General features: G+C 60.5%; 18 protein-coding genes. 12 read left to right on the top strand and 6 right to left on the bottom strand.

Annotation, left to right across the window (positions count from 1 at the left end; genetic code table 11):
- The first annotated feature begins 31 nt into the window (after positions 1–31).
- On the top strand, positions 32–925 hold the full coding sequence (locus HPQ62_RS02510; protein WP_174801419.1) for a carbohydrate ABC transporter permease: 894 nt from the start codon (positions 32–34) through the stop codon (positions 923–925).
- Positions 922–1,740 carry a carbohydrate ABC transporter permease gene (locus HPQ62_RS02505; protein ID WP_174800916.1) on the top strand — a complete coding sequence of 273 codons (819 nt, stop codon included), beginning with the start codon at positions 922–924 and terminating at the stop codon, positions 1,738–1,740. The genes HPQ62_RS02510 and HPQ62_RS02505 overlap by 4 nt, the downstream gene beginning before the upstream one ends.
- Before the next feature lie 39 nt (positions 1,741–1,779).
- Here the strand turns inward: HPQ62_RS02505 and HPQ62_RS02500 are convergent, their stop codons facing one another.
- Both HPQ62_RS02500 and HPQ62_RS02495 read right to left on the bottom strand, forming a co-directional pair.
- Entirely contained in the window at positions 1,780–2,943 is a 1,164-nt protein-coding gene (locus tag HPQ62_RS02500) for an ABC transporter ATP-binding protein (protein ID WP_174800915.1), read from the bottom strand.
- A 50-nt stretch (positions 2,944–2,993) separates the two neighbouring features.
- Complete coding sequence (locus HPQ62_RS02495) at positions 2,994–3,773, bottom strand: SDR family NAD(P)-dependent oxidoreductase (protein WP_174800914.1); 780 nt, start codon at positions 3,771–3,773, stop codon at positions 2,994–2,996.
- Positions 3,774–3,938: 165 nt separating this feature from the next.
- On the opposite strand from HPQ62_RS02495, the gene HPQ62_RS02490 reads away from it, so the two are divergent.
- From HPQ62_RS02490 to HPQ62_RS02480, 3 genes are all read left to right on the top strand, one after another.
- Positions 3,939–4,793 carry a DeoR/GlpR family DNA-binding transcription regulator gene (locus HPQ62_RS02490; protein WP_174801418.1) on the top strand — a complete coding sequence of 285 codons (855 nt, stop codon included), beginning with the start codon at positions 3,939–3,941 and terminating at the stop codon, positions 4,791–4,793.
- Positions 4,794–4,864: 71 nt separating this feature from the next.
- Positions 4,865–5,665, top strand: a complete 801-nt coding sequence (locus HPQ62_RS02485; protein ID WP_174800913.1) for a BtpA/SgcQ family protein — start codon at positions 4,865–4,867, stop codon at positions 5,663–5,665.
- An 18-nt stretch (positions 5,666–5,683) separates the two neighbouring features.
- Positions 5,684–7,177 carry an FGGY-family carbohydrate kinase gene (locus HPQ62_RS02480; protein ID WP_174800912.1) on the top strand — a complete coding sequence of 498 codons (1,494 nt, stop codon included), beginning with the start codon at positions 5,684–5,686 and terminating at the stop codon, positions 7,175–7,177.
- Between the two features lie 587 nt (positions 7,178–7,764).
- Here the strand turns inward: HPQ62_RS02480 and HPQ62_RS02475 are convergent.
- Positions 7,765–8,781 (bottom strand): AraC family transcriptional regulator, encoded by a 1,017-nt coding sequence (locus HPQ62_RS02475; protein ID WP_174800911.1) that lies wholly within the window; start codon positions 8,779–8,781, stop codon positions 7,765–7,767.
- A 141-nt stretch (positions 8,782–8,922) separates the two neighbouring features.
- On the opposite strand from HPQ62_RS02475, the gene HPQ62_RS02470 reads away from it, so the two are divergent.
- The gene (locus tag HPQ62_RS02470; protein ID WP_174800910.1) at positions 8,923–10,365 is read left to right on the top strand and encodes a DUF1254 domain-containing protein; all 1,443 of its coding nucleotides are present in this window, start codon (positions 8,923–8,925) and stop codon (positions 10,363–10,365) included.
- Positions 10,366–10,436: 71 nt separating this feature from the next.
- On the top strand, positions 10,437–11,198 hold the full coding sequence (locus tag HPQ62_RS02465) for a DUF481 domain-containing protein (protein WP_174800909.1): 762 nt from the start codon (positions 10,437–10,439) through the stop codon (positions 11,196–11,198).
- A gap of 40 nt (positions 11,199–11,238) precedes the next feature.
- Here the strand turns inward: HPQ62_RS02465 and HPQ62_RS02460 are convergent, their stop codons facing one another.
- Together HPQ62_RS02460 and HPQ62_RS02455 are read right to left on the bottom strand one after the other, a co-directional pair.
- Positions 11,239–11,679 (bottom strand): DUF2721 domain-containing protein, encoded by a 441-nt coding sequence (locus HPQ62_RS02460; RefSeq protein WP_425312584.1) that lies wholly within the window; start codon positions 11,677–11,679, stop codon positions 11,239–11,241.
- 244 nt (positions 11,680–11,923) lie between these two features.
- Positions 11,924–12,874, bottom strand: a complete 951-nt coding sequence (locus HPQ62_RS02455) for a MurR/RpiR family transcriptional regulator (RefSeq protein ID WP_206678031.1) — start codon at positions 12,872–12,874, stop codon at positions 11,924–11,926.
- A gap of 200 nt (positions 12,875–13,074) precedes the next feature.
- On the opposite strand from HPQ62_RS02455, the gene HPQ62_RS02450 reads away from it, so the two are divergent.
- Genes HPQ62_RS02450 through HPQ62_RS02430 form a run of 5 tightly spaced genes read left to right on the top strand, consistent with a single transcriptional unit; the run spans position 13,075 to position 17,917 of the window.
- Complete coding sequence (locus tag HPQ62_RS02450) at positions 13,075–13,953, top strand: ABC transporter substrate-binding protein (RefSeq protein WP_342343665.1); 879 nt, start codon at positions 13,075–13,077, stop codon at positions 13,951–13,953.
- A 55-nt stretch (positions 13,954–14,008) separates the two neighbouring features.
- Positions 14,009–15,067, top strand: a complete 1,059-nt coding sequence (locus HPQ62_RS02445; RefSeq protein WP_174800907.1) for an ABC transporter ATP-binding protein — start codon at positions 14,009–14,011, stop codon at positions 15,065–15,067.
- On the top strand, positions 15,064–15,951 hold the full coding sequence (locus HPQ62_RS02440; protein ID WP_174800906.1) for an ABC transporter permease: 888 nt from the start codon (positions 15,064–15,066) through the stop codon (positions 15,949–15,951). Before HPQ62_RS02445 ends, HPQ62_RS02440 begins: the two co-directional genes overlap by 4 nt.
- Complete coding sequence (locus tag HPQ62_RS02435; protein WP_342343664.1) at positions 15,948–16,763, top strand: ABC transporter permease; 816 nt, start codon at positions 15,948–15,950, stop codon at positions 16,761–16,763. The genes HPQ62_RS02440 and HPQ62_RS02435 overlap by 4 nt, the downstream gene beginning before the upstream one ends.
- The gene (locus HPQ62_RS02430) at positions 16,760–17,917 is read left to right on the top strand and encodes a DmpA family aminopeptidase (protein WP_174800905.1); all 1,158 of its coding nucleotides are present in this window, start codon (positions 16,760–16,762) and stop codon (positions 17,915–17,917) included. The genes HPQ62_RS02435 and HPQ62_RS02430 overlap by 4 nt, the downstream gene beginning before the upstream one ends.
- Positions 17,918–18,255: 338 nt before the next feature.
- Here HPQ62_RS02430 and melA read toward each other — a convergent pair whose 3' ends face one another.
- Positions 18,256–19,629: an alpha-glucosidase/alpha-galactosidase gene (gene melA, locus HPQ62_RS02425; protein WP_174800904.1), complete on the bottom strand. Its 1,374-nt coding sequence runs from the start codon at positions 19,627–19,629 to the stop codon at positions 18,256–18,258.
- Positions 19,630–19,640: the final 11 nt, after the last annotated feature.

The raw sequence follows: 19,640 nt of genomic DNA, 5'->3' as shown, positions 1-19,640 counted from the left end.
CCTGCCCTCCGGGCTGATCGAGCCCAAGGGAATGGCCTTTGCCACGAGACGAAAGGTCTTTCTCGCCATCATGGCCGTGCCGGTCGTAGCTTATGTGCTGGTTGTCGGCATCTGGCCGTTGGCGCAGGGCATCTGGTACAGTCTCTACGACTACAATCTGATCCGTCCGCAGCGAACCAAATTCGCCGGCCTCGACAATTACGTCGAAATCATCACCGATCCGGTGAGCCGTCAGGCCCTGATCAACACCGCGATCTTCACCCTCGGCGCGGTCTTCTTCGAATTGCTGCTCGGCTTTGCGCTGGCGCTGGCGCTGTGGCGCGATGACCGGTTCAACCGGCTGGCACTGGCGCTGATCCTGATCCCCGTGACCATCACGCCGCTGGTCGTCGGCCTGATCTTCAAGGGGCTTCTCGCCGCCGATTACGGCATGATCGGCTATTTCCTCGCCCAATGGGGACTGACCGATCCGCGTGGCCTGCTGGCAGACCAGCACGCCGCCCTGGCCACGCTGATTTTCATAGATGTCTGGGAGTGGACGCCGCTGGTGGCGCTGATCCTGCTTGCGGGCCTGAAGGCGCTTCCCGCAGATATCCTCGAAGCCGCCTCCGTCGATGGCGCAACGGGGCTTCAGAAACTCAGGATCGTCGTGATCCCGCTGATGCTGCCGGCCATTCTCCTGGCGCTGATCCTGCGCACCGTCGACGCTTTCCGTGTCTTCGACACGGTCTATGTGGCAACAGGCGGCGGACCGGGCAACGCCACCAACACGCTGATGCTGCACGCGGTCAAGCAGGGGCTCGAATTCTTCAATATCGGCAAGGCCTCGGCGATCGCCAACCTCACCCTGCTGATCATCGCCCTGATTGCCGCGGGCTTCGTGATCATGATCCGCCATGCAGACAGGAGGGCCAACGGGAAATGACCGCACGCTATTGGCTTCAGACCGGCCGCCGCGCCTTTCTTCTCGTCATGCTGGCGTTCTTTCTGGCGCCCTTCCTGTGGCTGGCGACCACCGCCTACAAGCCTTCAAGCGCGATCTTCTCGATACCGCCGACATTCGCCTTCTCGCCCACGCTCGACCAGTTCCGCACGATCTTTCGGCTGTTCGATGTCTGGAGCCTGCTACGCTCCAGCGTGCTCATTGCCACGGGCTCGGTCGTCTTGTCGCTGGCGCTTGGCGTCCCGGCGGGCTATGCGCTGGCCCGTTCGAAAAGCCGCTATGCCATGGGCATTGCCTATTTCCTGATGGCGATCCGGATGATCCCGTCGGTGGCAGCGCTCATACCGTTTTACCTGATGATGCGCGATATCGGCCTTCTGGGAAGCTGGATGTCGGTCGTGCTGATCAACTCCATGCTGAACGCGGCCTTCGTCACCTGGCTGATGTTTTCCTATTTCCGCGGGCTTCCCCCGGAACTCGAGGAGGCCGCGCTGACGGATGGCTGCACCCAGTTCGGCGCCTTCTTCAAGGTGGCGCTGCCCGCCGTGATGGCCGGCATCATCGCCTGCGTGCTGTTTTGCCTGATGTTTTCCTGGAACGACTTCCTATACCCGATGTTCCTGACCCGGCTGGAATCAAAACCACTCTCCGTGGCGCTTCTCTCGGCCTATGGCACCAAGGACATCACCTGGGGCACGCTCGGTGCGCTGGCGCACTTCTCCACCATCCCGATCGTGATCGTGATCCTGTTTCTCAACCGCTATTTCGTGCAGGGGCTGACCAAGGGCATTCACTGACAAGCGCGGCTGAGGGCCCTGAAGACCTTCGGCCTCCGCTCAATCCCGGATCGCGCGCTCCGTCTGCGCATTGAAGACATGGATATTCCCGGCTTTCACGGCGAGCGTGATGGTCTCGCCGGCCCGGATGTGCATCTGGCCATCCAGAACAACGCGCAGGCGCGGGGCGGAGAGCGCACCCTCGCCGTCATGGCCGATCTCACGCAGACTGCCATCGGCGGAGCCGATGTCGATGTGGGCGAGAAGCGTGGCGCCCAGATCCTCGACGAAAACGACCTCGCCGGTCACGGTATTGGCGGCACTTCCGGAATGTTCCACCGGCGTAAACATCTCCGGACGGATGCCGAAGATCACACGGTCACCAATCGAGCGGCTGAGGCCCGGTCGCAGAGCGAGATCGTCCCTATCGAACAGAAAACAGAAGGAACCGAGACGGGCCTCGATACCGCCATCGACTGCGACAAGGTCGGCAGCCATGAAATTCATCGACGGCGCGCCGATAAAGCCCGCGACGAAGAGGTTTGCGGGCGTATCGTAAAGCTTACGCGGCGTATCGAGCTGTTGGAGAACGCCATGACGCATGACGGCGACGCGGTCACCCATGGTCATCGCCTCCACCTGATCATGGGTGACATAGACGGTGGTGACGCCCGTGAGCTTCTGCAGCCGCGCGATCTCTGTCCGCATCTGCCCGCGCAGGCGGGCATCGAGGTTGGAAAGCGGCTCGTCCATCAAAAAGGCCTTGGGATCGCGCACCAGCGCCCGCCCCATGGCGACGCGCTGGCGCTGACCGCCCGAGAGCTGGCCGGGCTTGCGCTTCAGGTGCTCGGAAAGCTCCAGCAATTCGGCCGTCTCGCGCACCTTCTTCGCCAGCACCTGCTTGTCAGCGCCGCGAACCCTGAGGCCGAAGCCGATATTCTCCTCGACATTGAGATGCGGATAGAGCGCGTAGGACTGGAACACCATGGCGATGTCGCGGTCGCGCGGGGCAAGATTGTTGGCGACGACGCCGTCGATGATGAGCCGCCCGTCGGTAATGTCCTCAAGGCCCGCGATCATCCTCAGCGCGGTCGACTTGCCGCAGCCGGACGGCCCGACAAGCACCAGGAACTCGCCGTCCCTGATGTGGAGATCGAGATTGGCGATTGCCGCATACCCGTCCGGATAGCGCTTGCCGATGCCGTCGAAAATGATGTCTGCCATTGGCTTACCCGGTTATCCCTGTCAGTTCATTGCCCGCTGCAAGGCGGGCTTCACGTCATGTAGACGCCGCCGGTCACGTTCACGCCCTGGCCTGTCATGAAGCGGGCGGAGTTGCTGGCGAGGAAGATGGCCACATCGGCGACGTCCTCGGGTGTCTCGATGCGGCCAAGCGGGGTCTGCGAGACGTAGTCCGCGATCACCTCTTGCGGCGTCATTCCCCGCAGGCTGGCTTCCCACTCAACCTCGCGCTCCTGCATCGAGGTTCTGACGAAACCGGGGCAGATGGCGTTGACGCGGATGCCGTCGCCGGCGAGCTCGCGCGCCAGCGCCTGTGTCCAGCCGAGTACCGCGAACTTGCTCGCCGAATAATGCGCAAGCAACGGCGCGCCGACCTTGGCAGCAAGCGAGGCGGTGTTGACGATTACGCCCTTGCCATTCGCCTTGAAGCGGCGGCCGGCGATCTGGTTGGTGAGAAAGATGCCGCGCGTGTTGACGTCGAAATTGAAATCCCACTCCTCATCCGTCAGCTCCAGCGCGTGCTGCATGGAAGAGACGCCGGCATTGGCAAACAGCATGTCGAAGCCGCCGAGCTTTTCTTCCGCCTCGGCGAATGCCGCCTCTACCGAAGCCCGCTTGCGCACATCTATCGCGATTGCGTGCGAACCCGTCTCGGAGGCCGTTTTCGCCGCCGTCTCGGGATTGATATCGCACAGCGCGACATCGACCTTCTGGCGTCTGAGCGCCTCGACGAGGGCGCGCCCTATACCGGTGGCGCCGCCCGTAACAACGGCCTTGCGACCCTCAAGCTCAGGAAAGACCGGGTGTGTCATTTTTCGTTCCCCTTGTTGATTAGTTCGATCATATATCAACAAAAACATACACAACAAGAGAAAATAATGTTTGAATTTGTTCGAACGTGCTGGTAGTCATGAGGTTCAATATCGAACTAATCGCGGCGGATCGCGACGGCATGTTCGAACACGCCGAAAGGAGACATCTTGCAGGGTGGCCAGGGAGAAAAGACCGGAGAAAAGACCAAGGTTCTGGCCCAGGTGCGCCATGCGCGCATCCTTGACGTTCTGGCCGAGATCGGGGCACTTTCCGTTTCCGATGTTGCGGGACAGCTCGGTGTTTCCGAGATGACGGTCCGGCGCGATCTCGCCGAACTGGAAAAGGAAGGCAAGCTTGCCCGCACCCATGGCGGCGCCGTGCGCTCCGAACAGAGCTCAGAGCCCGCTTCCGCCCCGGCAGCCCTTCCCGGCGAACCGTCGTTCCAGCTCAGAACCGTCAAGAACGCGCTCGCCAAGCAGGCCATTGCCGCTGAAGCCGATGCGCTGTGCGCCGGCGCGCGCACCATAGCGCTCGATGTCGGCACCACGACGCTGCTTCTGGCCAGACGGCTGCAGGATCGCCAGCACACCAAGATCTTTACCAGTTCGGTGCGCAACGCCTTCTTCCTCGGCGAGGGCCTTGCCGAGGTCTATCTTCCGGGCGGTCGCATGCGCGGCGACGAAATGTCGATCTCCGGCCCGGCGGCGATCGCCGAATTCGGCGCGCTCTGGTTCGACATCGCCTTCATCGGCATCTCCGGGCTGACCCCCCAGGGGATATACGACTATTCCTTCGACGATGCCGAGATGAAACGCGTGTTCCTGAGCCGCTCAACGCGGAAGGTGGTTTTGTGCGACGCTTCCAAGTTTTCCTGCATGTCGCTGGTCCATGTCGCCGAACTTCAACAGTTCGATGCGCTGATCACCGATACCGAGCCGCCGGCTGACCTTGCGAAGGCGCTTGCCGACGCCGAGGTCGAGGTCCGCATCGCAAGGCCCGCGCGCAAAATGGCATCCTGACCCGCACTATACGGGCGCTGCCCGCCAGACTGCTTTCTCAGCCAGACTGCTTTCTCAGATGGAGTACTTCAATGATTTTCGAGTTCTTCGGCGCCAGGAAGAAGGCGGTGATCGCCATGGCCCATATCGGCGCCCTGCCCGGCTCTCCGCAATATGACAAGGATGGCGGTCTCGACAAGCTGATCGCGGATGTCCTTGCCGATATCGAGAAGCTGCAGGCCGGCGGCGTCGACGCAATCATGTTCGGCAATGAGAACGACCGCCCCTATGTGCGCAAGGCTCCCGTTGAGGGCATTGCCGCTATGACCGCGGTGGTCCAGGCGCTGAAACCGGAAATCAAGGTGCCCTTCGGCGTCAACTATCTCTGGGATCCGGAAGCGAGCGTGGCGATCGGCGCGGTTACCGGCGCAAGCTTCGTGCGCGAGATCTTCACCGGCGTCTTTGCCTCCGACATGGGTGTCTGGGCGCCCGATTGCGCCACACCCGCGCGGCTTCGCGCCAATCTCGGCGCCGGGGACATGAAGCTCCTGTTCAACATCAACGCCGAATTCGCCCACCCGCTAGACCAGCGCCCGATCGCCCTGCGCGCAAAGAGCGCGGTCTTTTCGTCGATGGCCGATGCCATTCTGGTCTCCGGCCCGATCACCGGCCAACCCGCCGACCAGTCGGAGCTGAAAACCGTATGTGAGACGATTGAAGAAGTGCCGGTTTTTGCCAATACCGGCGTCAATATCGACAATGTGACCGACGTCATGTCGGTTGCCGATGGCTGCATCATCGGCACGCATTTCAAGGTCGATGGCGACACCTGGAATCCGGTCGACAAGGACCGCGTCACGCGCTTCATGGACAAGGTCGCGACGCTGCGCTGACCGCGCCGGGAGGCTTGCATGGCTTATGTGATCGGTCTCGATATCGGGACGACATCCACGATCGGCATCCTGATCGAACTGCCTGACCGGGTCGTGGGGATCGCCTCGAGACCCGTCACGCTCTCCTCGCCGCATCATGGCTGGGCGGAGGAAAACCCGGCTGAATGGTGGGACAACGTCCAGGCGATCACCCGCGAACTGCTGGCGCTGGAAGGCACCGACCCGGCCGATATCGGTGCGGTCGGGGTCACCGGCATGCTGCCCGCAGTGGTGCTCCTGGATGAAGCCGGGACGGTGCTGCGGCCGAGCATTCAGCAAAGCGACGGGCGCTCGGGGCGCGAGGTCGAGGCCATGCGGCAGGAGCGCGACGAGGCCGCCTTCATTGAAAAGGCCGGCAACGGCATCAACCAGCAGCTGGTGACCGCCAAGCTGCGCTGGATCGAAAAGCACGAGCCGGACGTCTTCGCCCGCATCGCCACGGTGTTCGGCTCTTATGATTTCATCAATTTCAAGCTCACCGGCAAACGCGCGGTGGAGCAGAACTGGGCGTTGGAAGCAGGTTTCGTCGATGTCGCGCGCGGCGAACTCGATGACGATCTGATCGGTTGGGCCCATCTTCGGCCCGGTGCCATTCCGCCGAAAATCGCCTCGCATGAAGTGCTGGGCGGATTGAGCGAGGAGGCTGCCGCGCTGACCGGCCTTCGCGCGGGTACGCCGGTTGTCGGCGGCGCGGCCGATATGGTCGCTTCGGCCTTCGGCGCGGGCGTGCAGGAAGCCGGCGATGTTCTTCTGAAATTCGGCGGCGCTGTCGATATCCTGACGGCGACGGACAAGGTGCGCCCCGATCCGCGCCTGTTTCTCGACTACCACCTGATCCCCGGCCTTTATATGCCGAATGGCTGCATGTCGACGGGAGGCTCGGCGCTCAACTGGTTCATTGCCACCTTTGCGGGCAAGGAGCAGCAAGCTGCCGAGGCCGAAGGCATATCGACCTATCGCTATCTCGACCGGCTGGCGGAAAACCGTCCGGCGGGCGCGGAGGGTGTGATCATCCTGCCCTATCTTCTGGGGGAGAAGACGCCGATCCACGATCCCGATGCGCGCGGCCTGATTTCGGGCCTCACCCTTTCCCATGATATCGGCCATCTGTGGCGCGCGCTCCTGGAATCCTATGCCTATGCACTGAGACACCACGTCGATGTGCTCAACGACATCGGTCTTGCGACCACGCGTTTTCTGGTGTCCGATGGCGGTGCGCAGAGTGCAATCTGGATGCAAATCGTCGCTGATGTGCTGCAACAGCCCGTGCAATGCCTGACCGGACACCCCGGTTCGTGCCTGGGCGTTGCCTGGACGGCGGCCATGGGCGCCGGGCTAGTCGATGACTGGGCGGGCGTTACGGCCTTTGTCGGGCAAGGCGTCACGATCAAGCCCGATGTGTCGAACCGGGCGATCTATGATGACGGCTATGCCCGCTTCCGCGCCCTCTACCGACCTCATGCCTCCCGCTGAGGCAGGCCGCGTCCCATGCTCCGGCAGAGGCTCTTGCTGAAAAAAAGCGATCAGGCCCAGCATGCCCAGCCGAACTTGTGGCGGTTTAGAATGGCTCGGTGGCCCTCGATGATACCGCATTTCTCGATCCGTTTCAAGCAACGCCAGTACGCGTTTCGCGTTTGAAATCGTCACTGAAATTCGATTTGCTCATGATCGCCTTCTTACCTCACTGTTAGGCAGGAAGCTGTCTACGATTTCCGGGGCTATTCAGACACGCATCACGAGCTCTTTATCCGCATTGGTGCTGCGCGTTATTTCAGACATGTTGATCCTGATTGAAAGCGCCATGATCGGAATGAGAGCGACAACGGACGAGATCCCTGCCACCGAGGCGCACGAGAGCACGCGGCAGGTCGCGTGTGCCGGCCAGATAAGTACGCGATCGGCTTGACCGTCCAGGGTCAGAATCAGCGGTGAAAGTCATTCGCTCGTCCGCTCCGGAAACGGGCGCGGCAGCCGGCGCGACCAGCTTGGCCGTCAATCCGCCATCCTGCGGGCTTCAACGACGAGGATTGCCGCCTCAGGGCTGAAACGGCTGCCGCGTTTCAAGTGACCTGCTGCCGGGATAGCTTTCGCCACTGCGATGGCGACGAACCGCTCCAGCGACGGAAACTCTCCGACAAGACGCCGGGTGAAGCAAAGGCGAGGAATGCCGAGATCTCGCCGACGGACAGGTCCGTCATCTCCAGCAATTCGCAGGTCACGGTGAAGTGCATCTCGTCGCGCAGGGCTTCAAATGATGTGTTTTCATCGGCAAGCCGTCTCCTGAGCGTGCGCGGATGAACACCGAGTTCGGCTGCGACCAGCGCCATCTTCGGCTTGTCATGATGAAGAACATGCCTCAGCGAATGGTTGACCCTCTGCGTCATCGTCGGGGGCCTCGCCCAAATGGCGCTCTCGATCTGCTCCAGTAGACGCGCGCGCGCCCGCTCGTCTGCGTCCTTCAGGGGCGCAGTCATCTTTTCGGTTTCCAGGAAAATGCAGGTTCGGCTCTGATTGAACTGCTTCGGATAGGGCAACAGCGTCCGGTATTCGGCAAGGTTGTCCGGCTCGCGGCAGGTGAAGTGGATCTCGATCGGCTTCACCCGCCCATGGGACAGAATCTGGATCATGCGTATTCCGACGCCGACGACAAGGTCATGCAACATGCGGTTTCCGGGCGACGCGGCAGCGAATGTGGCGTATCCGAACGCGATCTCATCTCCAAAGCTCTCGAGGTAGACAATGGCGCCACTCGAGTAGCCCGGCTGCCATGTGACGAAATCGAGCAGCGCCTGCTTCAATGTGGTCGCGGTCATCATCAGCTGCGCGATCGGGCCATGATGCTTCAGCAGATCGAAACTGAGGCCCACCAGAAGGCCGATATGCGGAATGCCCGTCATCGCCCCGGCGCGATCGAGCACCTGCAACACGCCCTCAAAGGGGATGCGCGACTGGACGTCCAGGGTGTCGGGATCGATCCCGCTGCCGGCGAAAACGCGTGCGGGATCGGCGCCTTTCTCGCGAAGAAGTTTTGGCAGTTCGGAAAAAACGCCAGCCCTTTGCGTGATGGATACAGGCAATATCTCGCGCCTTTATTTGTCCCCGAAACCGAATTCCGAATGAGATTTTTATAATAACAATCCTCGGAAGAATACATCAAAACGCATTGTTTGAAATTCTCAATGAATCCGGGAGGATTCATTGAACGAGAGGGTGTCGCCATGAATATTACACGCAGGACATTTGGCACGGGCGCCTTGGGCGTTTCCTTCGCAGCAGCCATCCCGAAGGCGGTCTTTGCCGAGGAGGGTGCGCTGGCGGACGGCGTGCTGGAGCGAGGGGATTTCTGGACCGCCCTCGACGCCTATATTTACGCCTACCCGCTCGTCACCATGGAATATACGCGCCGGGTGCTGACCAATGTGCCGAGACCCCTCGGCACCAAGGCGCCGATGGGCCAGATCGGCCGCCTGCGCGAATACCCCAACGCCGCATTTCGGGATGTCACCGCGCCGAACGCCGATACGCTCTACACATACGGTTTCTTTGACGTCGGAAAGGAGCCTTATGTCTTCTCCCTCCCCGATATGGACGGCCGATACGCGCTGTTTCCCATGCTCGACGGCTGGACCAATGTTTTCGACGTGCCCGGCAAGCGAACAACCGGTACCGGCGCCCAGACCTATGCCGTGACGGGACCGGGCTGGACCGGAACGCTTCCCCCCGGCATGACCGAATACAAGAGCCCGACAGATCTTTTCTGGCTGCTTGGCCGCATCTATTGCACGGGCACGCCGGAAGACTACGCCGAGGTTCACCGGATACAGGATGAGATCTCGGCCGTGCCGCTCAGCGCCTACGGCAAGAGCTACACGCCGCCGGAAGGCAAGGTCGATCCTTCGATCGACATGAAGACGGCGGTGCGCGATCAGGTCAACGCGCTGGATGCCGTCGCTTACTTCACGCTTTTCTGCGAACTGATGAAGACCAATCCTCCAGCGGCAGCGGATGCCCCGATCCTCGAGCGGCTTGCGACGATTGGCATCGTGCCGGGCCAGGATTTCGATGCATCCAAGCTGGATGTCGCCCTGCAGGCTCATGTGCCGAAAATCGCCTTCGGCAAGATCATGCTGCATTTCAAGAAGAGCGACGGCGACATTACCGATATCAATGGCTGGGCCTACACCACCAAGACCGGCCTTTACGGCACCAACTATATCCAGCGCGCCCTGATCACCGCCATCGGTCTCGGCGCGAACCGCCCACAGGATGCGGTCTATCCGACCAGCACAAATCCGGGATCGGGTCTGCTCTCGCGCGACTATATGGGTAGCGAAAAATATATCATGTCGTTCCCAAAAGGTCAGTTGCCGCCCGTCAACGGCTTCTGGTCCCTGACCATGTACGACGACAAGTACTTTTTCGTTGCCAATCCGCTGAACCGATATTCGATCAGCCCCCGGCAGGATCTGAAGGCCAACGCCGATGGCTCGGTGGATATCTATATCCAGAACGAAAGTCCGGGGGCGGACAAGGAGAACAACTGGCTCCCCTCGCCCAAGGGCAAGTTCATCCTGATGCTTCGCCTTTACTGGCCAAAGGAATCCAATCCCTCGATCATCGATGGCTCCTGGGTCATTCCGCCGGCGAAAAAGGCAAGCTGATCATTCGTCCGGAACGCTCGGGCCTCCTGTTGCGACGGGTGGCCCGAAAGGCAGGAACATGGGAAATGAAAATGAAACCGGCCCTTCATATCACCGCACTGCCGGTCGCCGTCTGCGCGATCATGCCTTTCGCGGGAAATGCCGCCGCACAATCCGACTGGGAGTTCCAGATCACGCCCTATGTTTGGATGTCGGGGCTGGACGGTAAGGTAGGCACGATACCTGGCCTGCCCGCAGCCTCCGTCGATCTTTCATTCGGCGATATTCTGGACAATCTCGATTTCGCGGGAATGGTGTTCGCGACGGCAAGACATGACCCGTGGGTTCTTCATCTCGATGCCAACTACGTAAAGACAACCACAAGCAAGGCTGTCGGCGGCATCCTCATCGACAACGTCAAGCTCACCAGCCAGACGACCACGCTCTCGATGGGCGTCGGATATGCGCTCGCCACGTCGGACAAGGGCTCATTCGAGGCCTATCTCGGTGCGCGGGCCTGGTGGCTGGACAACCAGTTCACGCTCACAACCGCACGAGCCGGAAATACATTCAACCGCACCGAAACGGAAAGCTGGGTGGATCCTCTTATCGGCGTCAGCGGCTATTTCGATCTCTCGGAAAAATGGCGTCTGTTCGGTCTTGCAGAGATCGGGGGCTTTGGCGCCGGTGCAGAGATCGAATGGGGCGCGTTTGCCGGCGTCACTTACGCAATCAACAAGAATGTCGGGCTGAACCTTGCCTGGCGCCACCAATATGTCGACTATGACAGCAACGGCATCGTTTTCAACGCCACCCAGTCCGGCCCCGCAATCGGCGTCACATTCGGTTTCTAGGCCAAGATAGATCAGGCCAGCGCCTGCCGGGATTGCCCGATCATTCATGTCCTTCTGGCGTTTGGCCCATTTTCGACTGGCGCAGCATCGTTCGTCCGCAAATCAGGAGCTCGAACAGAAATGCGATGAGCGAGGCGATGAGAGAAACGATTGCGCCGCCGAAAAGCCATAACAGGTTTTCCTCGCGCCATCCGATCGCAAGGGCGCCGGCAAGCAGGTTCAGGATCGCGCTGCCCGTGCAGATTGCGGCAACCGCACCAAGGATCATCGCGACAACAAGTGTCAATGCACGCCGTCTCAGCTCCGGGTCCTGTTCACGCAGCGCCCGCCCGCTGTCAGCGATTTCGTTCAGGCGGTCCGAAACCCTCCCCAGGCGGACGGTATAGATACTGAGGAAGCCTGCCGTTCCCGCCAGCAGGAAAACGGGCGCAAGCGACGTCTGCACGATAGCGACAAGATCGCTGACAATGGGTTGATCCACCAGAACCACTCGCAATTCACTGTGACCGTCAAGCCGGCCGGCGCATGATCCGGAGACCGCCACCCGATGATTGGGGCGTCGGCCTCGCGATCAACGCAGCAGGAAAACACCCCTGAGCCAAGCACGCCTTAACAGATCAATTGACCCCTTCTATTTCAACTTGCATCCATGACTTGTCAAACCAAGATTGCAACGGACCCAGCACGCCATTTCAACCTTGCCGAGAGAGTGCGGCGCAAAACGGTCAAAAGAGCTTCAACTGACGCGTCAAACCTTTCCATTCCCGCAGCCGCGCCTGCGCGTCGTCAGGTGAAGCACGCGCAACGCCGTCAATCAAAAGCGCGAGCGCCACATTCAGCCCCAGCGTCGATTCAAGAAACAGCCCCGTCGATGACGGCGCAAACAGCGTCGCATGCGCAACCTCGTTCGCCCAGTGACAATATTCGTCCGTGACCAGAACGACACTGCGGTTCTGCTGGCGCGCCAATTGCGCCAGCGATTGCGCCTCGCCCGCATAGGGCACGACATCGACCATCAAGAGGCAGCTGTTTTCCGGCGCCGGCGATGACAGCCATTCCGCCAGCATGCCATCATGGGGCGAAAGATAGCGAACATGGGAGCGTGCAAGGGAGAGCCGTCGCGCCGCGTCTTCCGCCAGGCCACGGACTGTCTGGAAGCCCGTGACGAACACCTCCTCTGCGCTCGAAAGACGCCGCGTCGCCTCCTCGAAAAGCTGCCCGTCCAACTGGGCGAACACTGTCCGGATCGCATCGAGCTCGGCATTCAACGTCGAGCGCCAACGCGCTGAAATATCGTCCTTCTTATTCGCAACCGTACCGGAGACGGAGTAGCGCTGCCGCAGCAGCTCCTTCAGTTCCTTCATGCCGTCGCAACCGAAGCGGCGCAATACGCGCCCCACCGTCACTTCGGAGACCCTTGCCTTCTGGGCGATAGACTTGCCGGTCTCGAAGGACAGGGAGCCGAGATTGAGAAGCAGGAATTGGGCAACCTTGGCCTCCTGCTTCGGAAGATTGGGGATCTCGCTGCGGATCGTTGCGGTCAATCTCTCGAAAGTTGCATCCGGATATGAAGCAAAACCGCTTGCCATCTCCGCCTCCATTTCTGACAGAAAAATAACATTTGACTTAAATGTCATAATCGATGCAGATTTTTTGCGCAATAGTTCATCACGCACAGAAAATGTGCATGCAATCGGTTCTGAGCACAGAAACAGAAATCAGGGGAAGCCGAAATGAGAATAGCACGAACGGCAGTAGCGGCGCTCGCCGCACTCGCGCCCGCAATGGCCGGCGCAGAGGAATTGCACCTCTACAATTGGGGTGACTATATCAACCCGCCGTCCTGGAGAAATTCACGGAGGAGACAGGCATAGACGTGACGCTGGACACCTATGGCTCCAACGAGGAAATGCTTGCGAAGATCCAGGCCGGCGCGACCGGTTACGACGTCGTCTTCCCATCGGTCCACATGCACGACATCATGTTCAAGCTCGGCCTTCTCGCCAAGACCGACATCGGCACCGACCCTGCTTTCGAGAACATCGATCCTCAATTCGTCCGGGCAAAGACCGACCCGGATGCAGCCTACTGCCTCCCTTACGCATTCGGCAATGTGGGCATCGTCTACAACAAGGCCGAAGCCGGCGACATCAAGGGCTGGGCGGACCTTTTCGCGCTTGCCGACAAGGACAAGAAGATCATCCTGCTCGATGACCTGCGCGAAACCATCGGCATCGGCCACATCATGAACGGCACCTCCGTCAATTCCACCGACGAAGACGAAGTCGATGCCGCAGCACAGTACATCATCGATCATATCGGACCGGTCTCGGCCTTTTCCTACGATTCCATTCCCCTTGTGATTTCGGGCGACGTTGCTGCCGCGCATTGGTATGTCGGCGCCAACATCTTCGTCGCCGAGCATCCGGACGTGCTGGGCTATATCATCCCGGAGGAAGGCGCGACGATGTACCAGGAGGACATGTGCGTTCTGGAATCCGCGCCCAACAAGGAAAACGCCATCCGTTTCCTGCAGTTCTACCTCCAGCCCGAGATTGCGGCGCTGAACGTCGAGCAGCAGATGAACGGGACGCCGAACGTTCCGGCACGGTCGCTGATCCCGGAAGCGATTGCCTCCAATCCGACGATCTATCCGCCACAGGACGTTCTGGACAAGCTTCAGATCTTCGAGGATCTCGGTCGCGACCTGCAGCTCTACGACCGCGAATGGACCCGCATCAAGACCACCCAGTAAGCATAAATGGCGGCCGGACGAACCTCGCCCGGCCCACCCATGACGGAAGGCCGACATGCAACCGCTTCTCGAAATCTTCAAGGCAAGCAAGTCCTATCGCACGCCCGAGGGCGGCACCATCACCGCGCTGGATGACGTCTCCCTGAAGGTTTCGTCATCCGAGTTTTTGACGCTGCTTGGACCATCCGGTTGCGGCAAGACCACGATGCTGCGCACCGTTTCCGGCTTTGAAAGCCTCGACAAGGGCGATGTGGCGGTTGACGGCATGGTCGTCACCGACATGCCGGCCTATCGAAGACCGGTCAACACCGTGTTCCAGAAATACGCGCTGTTTCCGCATCTCAGCGTCGGAAAGAACGTGGCCTATGCGCTCGAGGTTGCAGGAACGGATCGCAGGGAAACCGCAAGCCGGGTCGGCGCAATCCTGGAACTTGTCGGCCTTGGCGGTCTTGAAAGGCGCAGTATCGGGCAGTTGTCCGGGGGGCAGCAGCAGCGTGTCGCGCTGGCGCGCGCGCTCATTGCGAAACCGAAACTTCTGCTCCTCGACGAGCCGCTTTCCGCGCTCGATAAAAACCTGCGGCAGAAGATGCAGAAGGAATTGAAGAACCTCCAGTCGGAACTCGGCATCGGCTTCATCTTCGTGACCCATGACCAGGAAGAAGCGCTTACGATGTCGGACCGGATTGCTGTTCTTGCAAACGGGAAGATCCAGCAGCTTGGAAAGCCGGAGGAACTCTACCGGCGTCCGGTCAACCTGTTTGCCGCAAAATTCCTGGGCGAGAGCAATCTCTTCCCGGTTGATGTGGCCTCAGGGACGGCAAGGCTCTCTGACGGTCAGACCGTTTCCTGCGATCTTGGCTGCGACAAGGCCACACTGATGATCCGGCCCGAAGCGCTCTCGCTTGACGGACATGGCGACAACACGCTCGCATTCTCAGGCGTCGTCAGGGAAAGCTATTACAGCGGCAAGGACTATACGCTCGAGATCGAAAACGCCGCCCTCGGGACGATCCAGGCACTGGTGCGCGCCAGCGAAAGGACCATCGAACCCGGCGTCAGTATCACGCTGCATGCCGAGCCCGGCCAGTTCCATTTTGTGCCGGAGCAAGCATGAAACTCTCGACCCGTTCCTCGCTTTCACTGTTCGGTTTGCTGAGCGTGCCGACCGTCTTCCTTCTGGTGTTCTTTTTCACGCCGCTCGCGATCATGCTGGTCTACTCGTTTCTCACGCCGGGCCTGTACGGCGGCGTCGAATGGAAATTCTTCCATCTCAATTACGGCCGCATTCTCGGCTGGGCAGATACCAAGTACGAGAAGTTCGATCCGGTCTATCTCTGGATATTCCTACGGTCATTGCGATTGGCGGCCCTCACCGTGCTGACCACGCTGCTCGTGAGCTACCCTGCCGCCTTCTGGGTCAGCCGGATGCGGCCTGCGCTGAAGGAAGTCAGCATTTTCCTGGTCACGCTGCCGTTCTTCGTCAGCCTGATCGTTCGTCTGTTTGCCTGGGTGCTGATCCTGCGGCCGACGGGTTTCCTGAACCAGGCGCTGATGGGGCTCGGTCTCACCAGCGAGCCCATCGAGTTCCTCTACACCGATTTCGCGGTCATCATCGGCATGACATATGTCTTCATTCCATTCATGTTCCTGCCGGTTTACGCCTCGGTCGAGAAACTGGACGGCAGCCTGATCGAGGCTTCCGCCGATCTTGGTGCAAACCGCTTTCAGACATTCCGGCGGATCATCCTGCCCGCCACGCTGCCAGGCATCGCCGGCGGGTCGGTGATCACCTTCATCCCTGCTTTCGGCAACTTCATCGTGCCTTCGGTACTCGGCGGGGCGAAGGTGGTGATGATCGGCAATCTGATCGAGCAGCAATTCCTGTCGGCGCGGAACTGGCCGTTCGGAGCGGCCCTGGCCATGCTCGTCATGGCGGCCATCCTCATTCTGCTGGTCGTCCAGCTGAAGCTCTCGAGACGCGGGGAGGCATCACGGTGAAACAATCTCGTCTGCTCACCCTCTATGGCCTGACATTCATGGCCTTTGTCTACCTGCCGATCCTGTTCGTGGTCATTTTCTCGTTCAATGCCAACCCGGTCAACATGATGATCTGGGATGGCTTCACCTTCGACTGGTACCGACTCATCTTCGGTTTCGAGACCCATATCGCCGACAGTTCGACATATATCGACAGCCGTGCGCAGCTCTATGCCTCGATCTACACCAGCCTGACCGTTGCATCGTCCACCGCGCTCATCTCGACGATCGCCGGAACGGCACTCGCAATTGCCGTCGCCCGCTACAGGTTCCGCCTCGCCTGGATGTACAACACGCTGCTTGTCGTCCCGATGGTCATGCCCGATATCGTTCTCGGCATCGCGCTTCTGATCTTCTTCGTCACCATCGGCATGAACCTGTCGACCGTGACGATCATCATCGGCCACTGCACCTTTCTCATTTCCTATGTCTTCGTCACTGTTTCCGCGCGGCTCGCCCATACCGACATGGCGCTGGAGGAAGCCTCCGCCGATCTTGGCGCCACGCCGCGTCAGACGTTCCTGCGCGTTACGCTTCCCTCGATTGCCCCGGGTGTGATGGGGGCTGCCCTGCTCGCCTTCATCATTTCGATGGACGATCTCGTCATCACCTATTTTATCGCCGGGCCGGGCGACACGACCCTGCCAATTCACATCTGGGGCATGCTTCGACGGGGCATCAAACCCGAGATCAATGCCATCGCGACGTCGATGCTGGTCTTCACCATCATGATTGCCGCAATCGGCCTCTATTTCAGATCGAGAAAACAATGACGACCTCCAAGCTCCGCGCGCGCGCGCTCGGCATCCCGCTGCAGGGCCAGCCGGGACCGCTCAACGCGATCACAGACATCCCGGGCATCGAGGTCGGCACGGTGGAACTTCTGTCGTCCGAGGACCCGGCGCTCGCCTCGCGCGGCATTCCCGTCCAGACCGGCGTGACAGCGATCCTGCCGCGCGGCCGCGATCCGGTTCCGCGGCCTGTCTTCGCGGGCCAGTTCAGCCTCAATGGCAATGGCGAAATGACCGGCGCCCATTGGGTGCGCGATGGCGGATGGTTCTGCGGCCCCGTGATGCTGACGAACTCCCATTCCGTCGGGATCGTTCACCATGCCACCGTGCGCTGGATGATCGAGACCTATGGCGCGCATTGGGAAAACGCGCATCTGTGGGCCATGCCTGTTGTCGCCGAGACCTATGATGGCGTGCTGAACGACATCAACGGCCTGCACATCCGCGAGGAGCACGCGCGCGCCGCCATCGACGCCGCAAAACCGGGACCGGTCGCAGAAGGCAATACCGGCGGTGGCGCGGGCATGATCTGCTATGAGTTCAAGGGCGGCACGGGAACGGCTTCCCGCATCGTCGAGATCGACGGAAAGTCCTTCACGGTCGGCACGCTCGTTCAGGCCAATCATGGGCTCAGGCCCTGGCTCACGGTCGCGGGAAAGCGCGTCGGGCAAAGCATGAATGAAGACCGGATCCCCGACATGCAGACCGAGCGCGGCTCGATCATCGTCGTGCTCGCGACCGATCTGCCGCTCTCGCCCGGTCAACTGGAACGGTTGTCGCGCCGCGCCTCGATCGGCATCAGCAGGTCCGGCACACCGGGCGGCAACAATTCCGGCGATATCTTTCTGGCATTTTCAACCGCCAACGCCATGGCGCTGCCGCAGCTTTCGGGCCCATGGCGGACGATGACAATGCTGAACGACGAGCTTCTCGATCCGGTCTATCTCGCCGCGGTCGAAGCCGTGGACGAAGCGATCCTGAACGCACTCTGCGCCGCGACCGATGTGCCGCTCGCCCGCCCCGCCGTCGGCACCTGCCGCGCGATCGACACAGAACGGCTGATGGGACTTCTCGACGCGCCTCGCGCAAACGCCGGCGACCGACAGGCCGTCGACAAGGCAAAGGCGCATTCCTGAGAAGCGGCCTGATCGCGCTCTAATCTCGCCGCCCCGCCACGCCGCAAGCCATGCGATCGAGGCGACGGAACGTCTTGCTGATGCCCCAAGAACGCGCGCATGGAAGAAGCAGCGGGCTTGAAAAGAAAGACCGCCCCGCCTTGAAAGGGGGGCGGTCTGAAACCGGCTCGTGGGTTCCGATACAGATGGACACGGCGCATTCGCCTTTGCGCGTCACGGAAACGCCAAGACGATCTGCCTCATCGTTTCGAAGCATTTTCAAGCAGTCAGGTGTTTCCACCTGGCTGCATTGTGCTTTTTGTCGCCCCTGCCCTCGCGGCTGAACCGGTCGATCAGCCTCAGGCCGAGCGCGCCTGCCGTTCCACACGCGCCCATTCCGGGATCCAGTCATGATGGGCTGCCAGCAGGTCATCGACGAGCGACCAGATCTGGTCGAGATCGAGCTCGGCGGCCGTATGCGGATCCATCATCGCGGCATGGTAGAGATGTTCCCGATTTTCGTTGACGAGGGCCGAAACCGTCAACTCCTGGACATTGATGTTGGTGCGGATCAGCGCCGTCAACTGCGGGGGCAGATCGCCGACAAAGGTCGGCTGGATGCCCGATGCATCCACAAGGCAGGGCACTTCGGCAGCGCAGTTCTCCGGCAGCGACGTGATGCAGCCATTGTTGCGGACATTGCCGTAGATCACGGAGGGCTCTCCGGTCCAGACGGAATTCATGATCGAAGAAGCGTATTCCTTGCTCTGCTCGACCTTGATTTCATCCGCCTTCCTGTATTCCTCGGCCTGATCCTTCCATTTCGCGATCTGCTCCACGCAGCGCACCGGATATTCATCCAGCGGAATGCCGAACTTCTCGATCAGGTCCTCGCGGCCTTCCTTGATGAAATAGGGCGTATACTCGGCAAAATGCTCCGAGCTTTCGGTCACGAAATAGCCAAGCCGCGTCAGCATCTCATAGCGCACCTTGTTGGGGCAGCGCGGGTTCCAGCTGGACGGTTTCGGGAACCGACCTTCACGGTAGCCGCGCAGCAGATCGGGATAGAGATCGCGGTAGCTGCCGTCTTTCTGACGATGCTCGAATTTCAGGAAGAACGCCATGTGGTTGATGCCGGCGGAGCGGTAACGGATTTCCTCGTAAGGGATATCGAGATCGCGCGCCAGTTCGCCGGCCGTGCCCTGCACCGAATGGCAGAGACCGACCTGTTTGATCTTCGGATATTTTTCCGCAATCGCCCAGGTGTTGATCGCCATCGGGTTCACATATTGCAGCAGGATGGCATTCGGGCAAACCTGCATCATGTCCTCACAGATCGACCAGAGATGCGGCACGGTTCTAAGACCGCGCATGATGCCGCCAACGCCCAGCGTATCGGCAATGGTCTGCCGGAGGCCATATTTCTTCGGCACTTCGAAATCGGTGACGGTGCAGGGTTCGTAACCGCCGATCTGGAAGGCGACAACGACGAAATCGGCGCCGTCGAGTGCTGCGCGCTGATTGGTGTGGGTCGTGATCTTGGCCTTCGACCCGAGCGTCTTCGCAAGCTTGCCGGCGACGATTTCGCTTTCCGCCAGACGCTCTTGATTGAGGTCCATCAGTGCGATGGATGCGTCCTTCAGAGCCGGACGCTGCAACGCATCGCCGATGATATTCTTCATGAAGACGGTGGAACCGGCGCCGATGAAGGTGATTTTTGGTTGTCTTGTCATGTTTGAATTCC

Origin of the sequence: Martelella limonii (genome assembly GCF_013344475.1) — a bacterium.
GTDB classification, from domain to species: Bacteria; Pseudomonadota; Alphaproteobacteria; order Rhizobiales; family Rhizobiaceae; genus Martelella; species Martelella limonii.
This window is presented reverse-complemented; position numbering and strand designations above follow the sequence as displayed.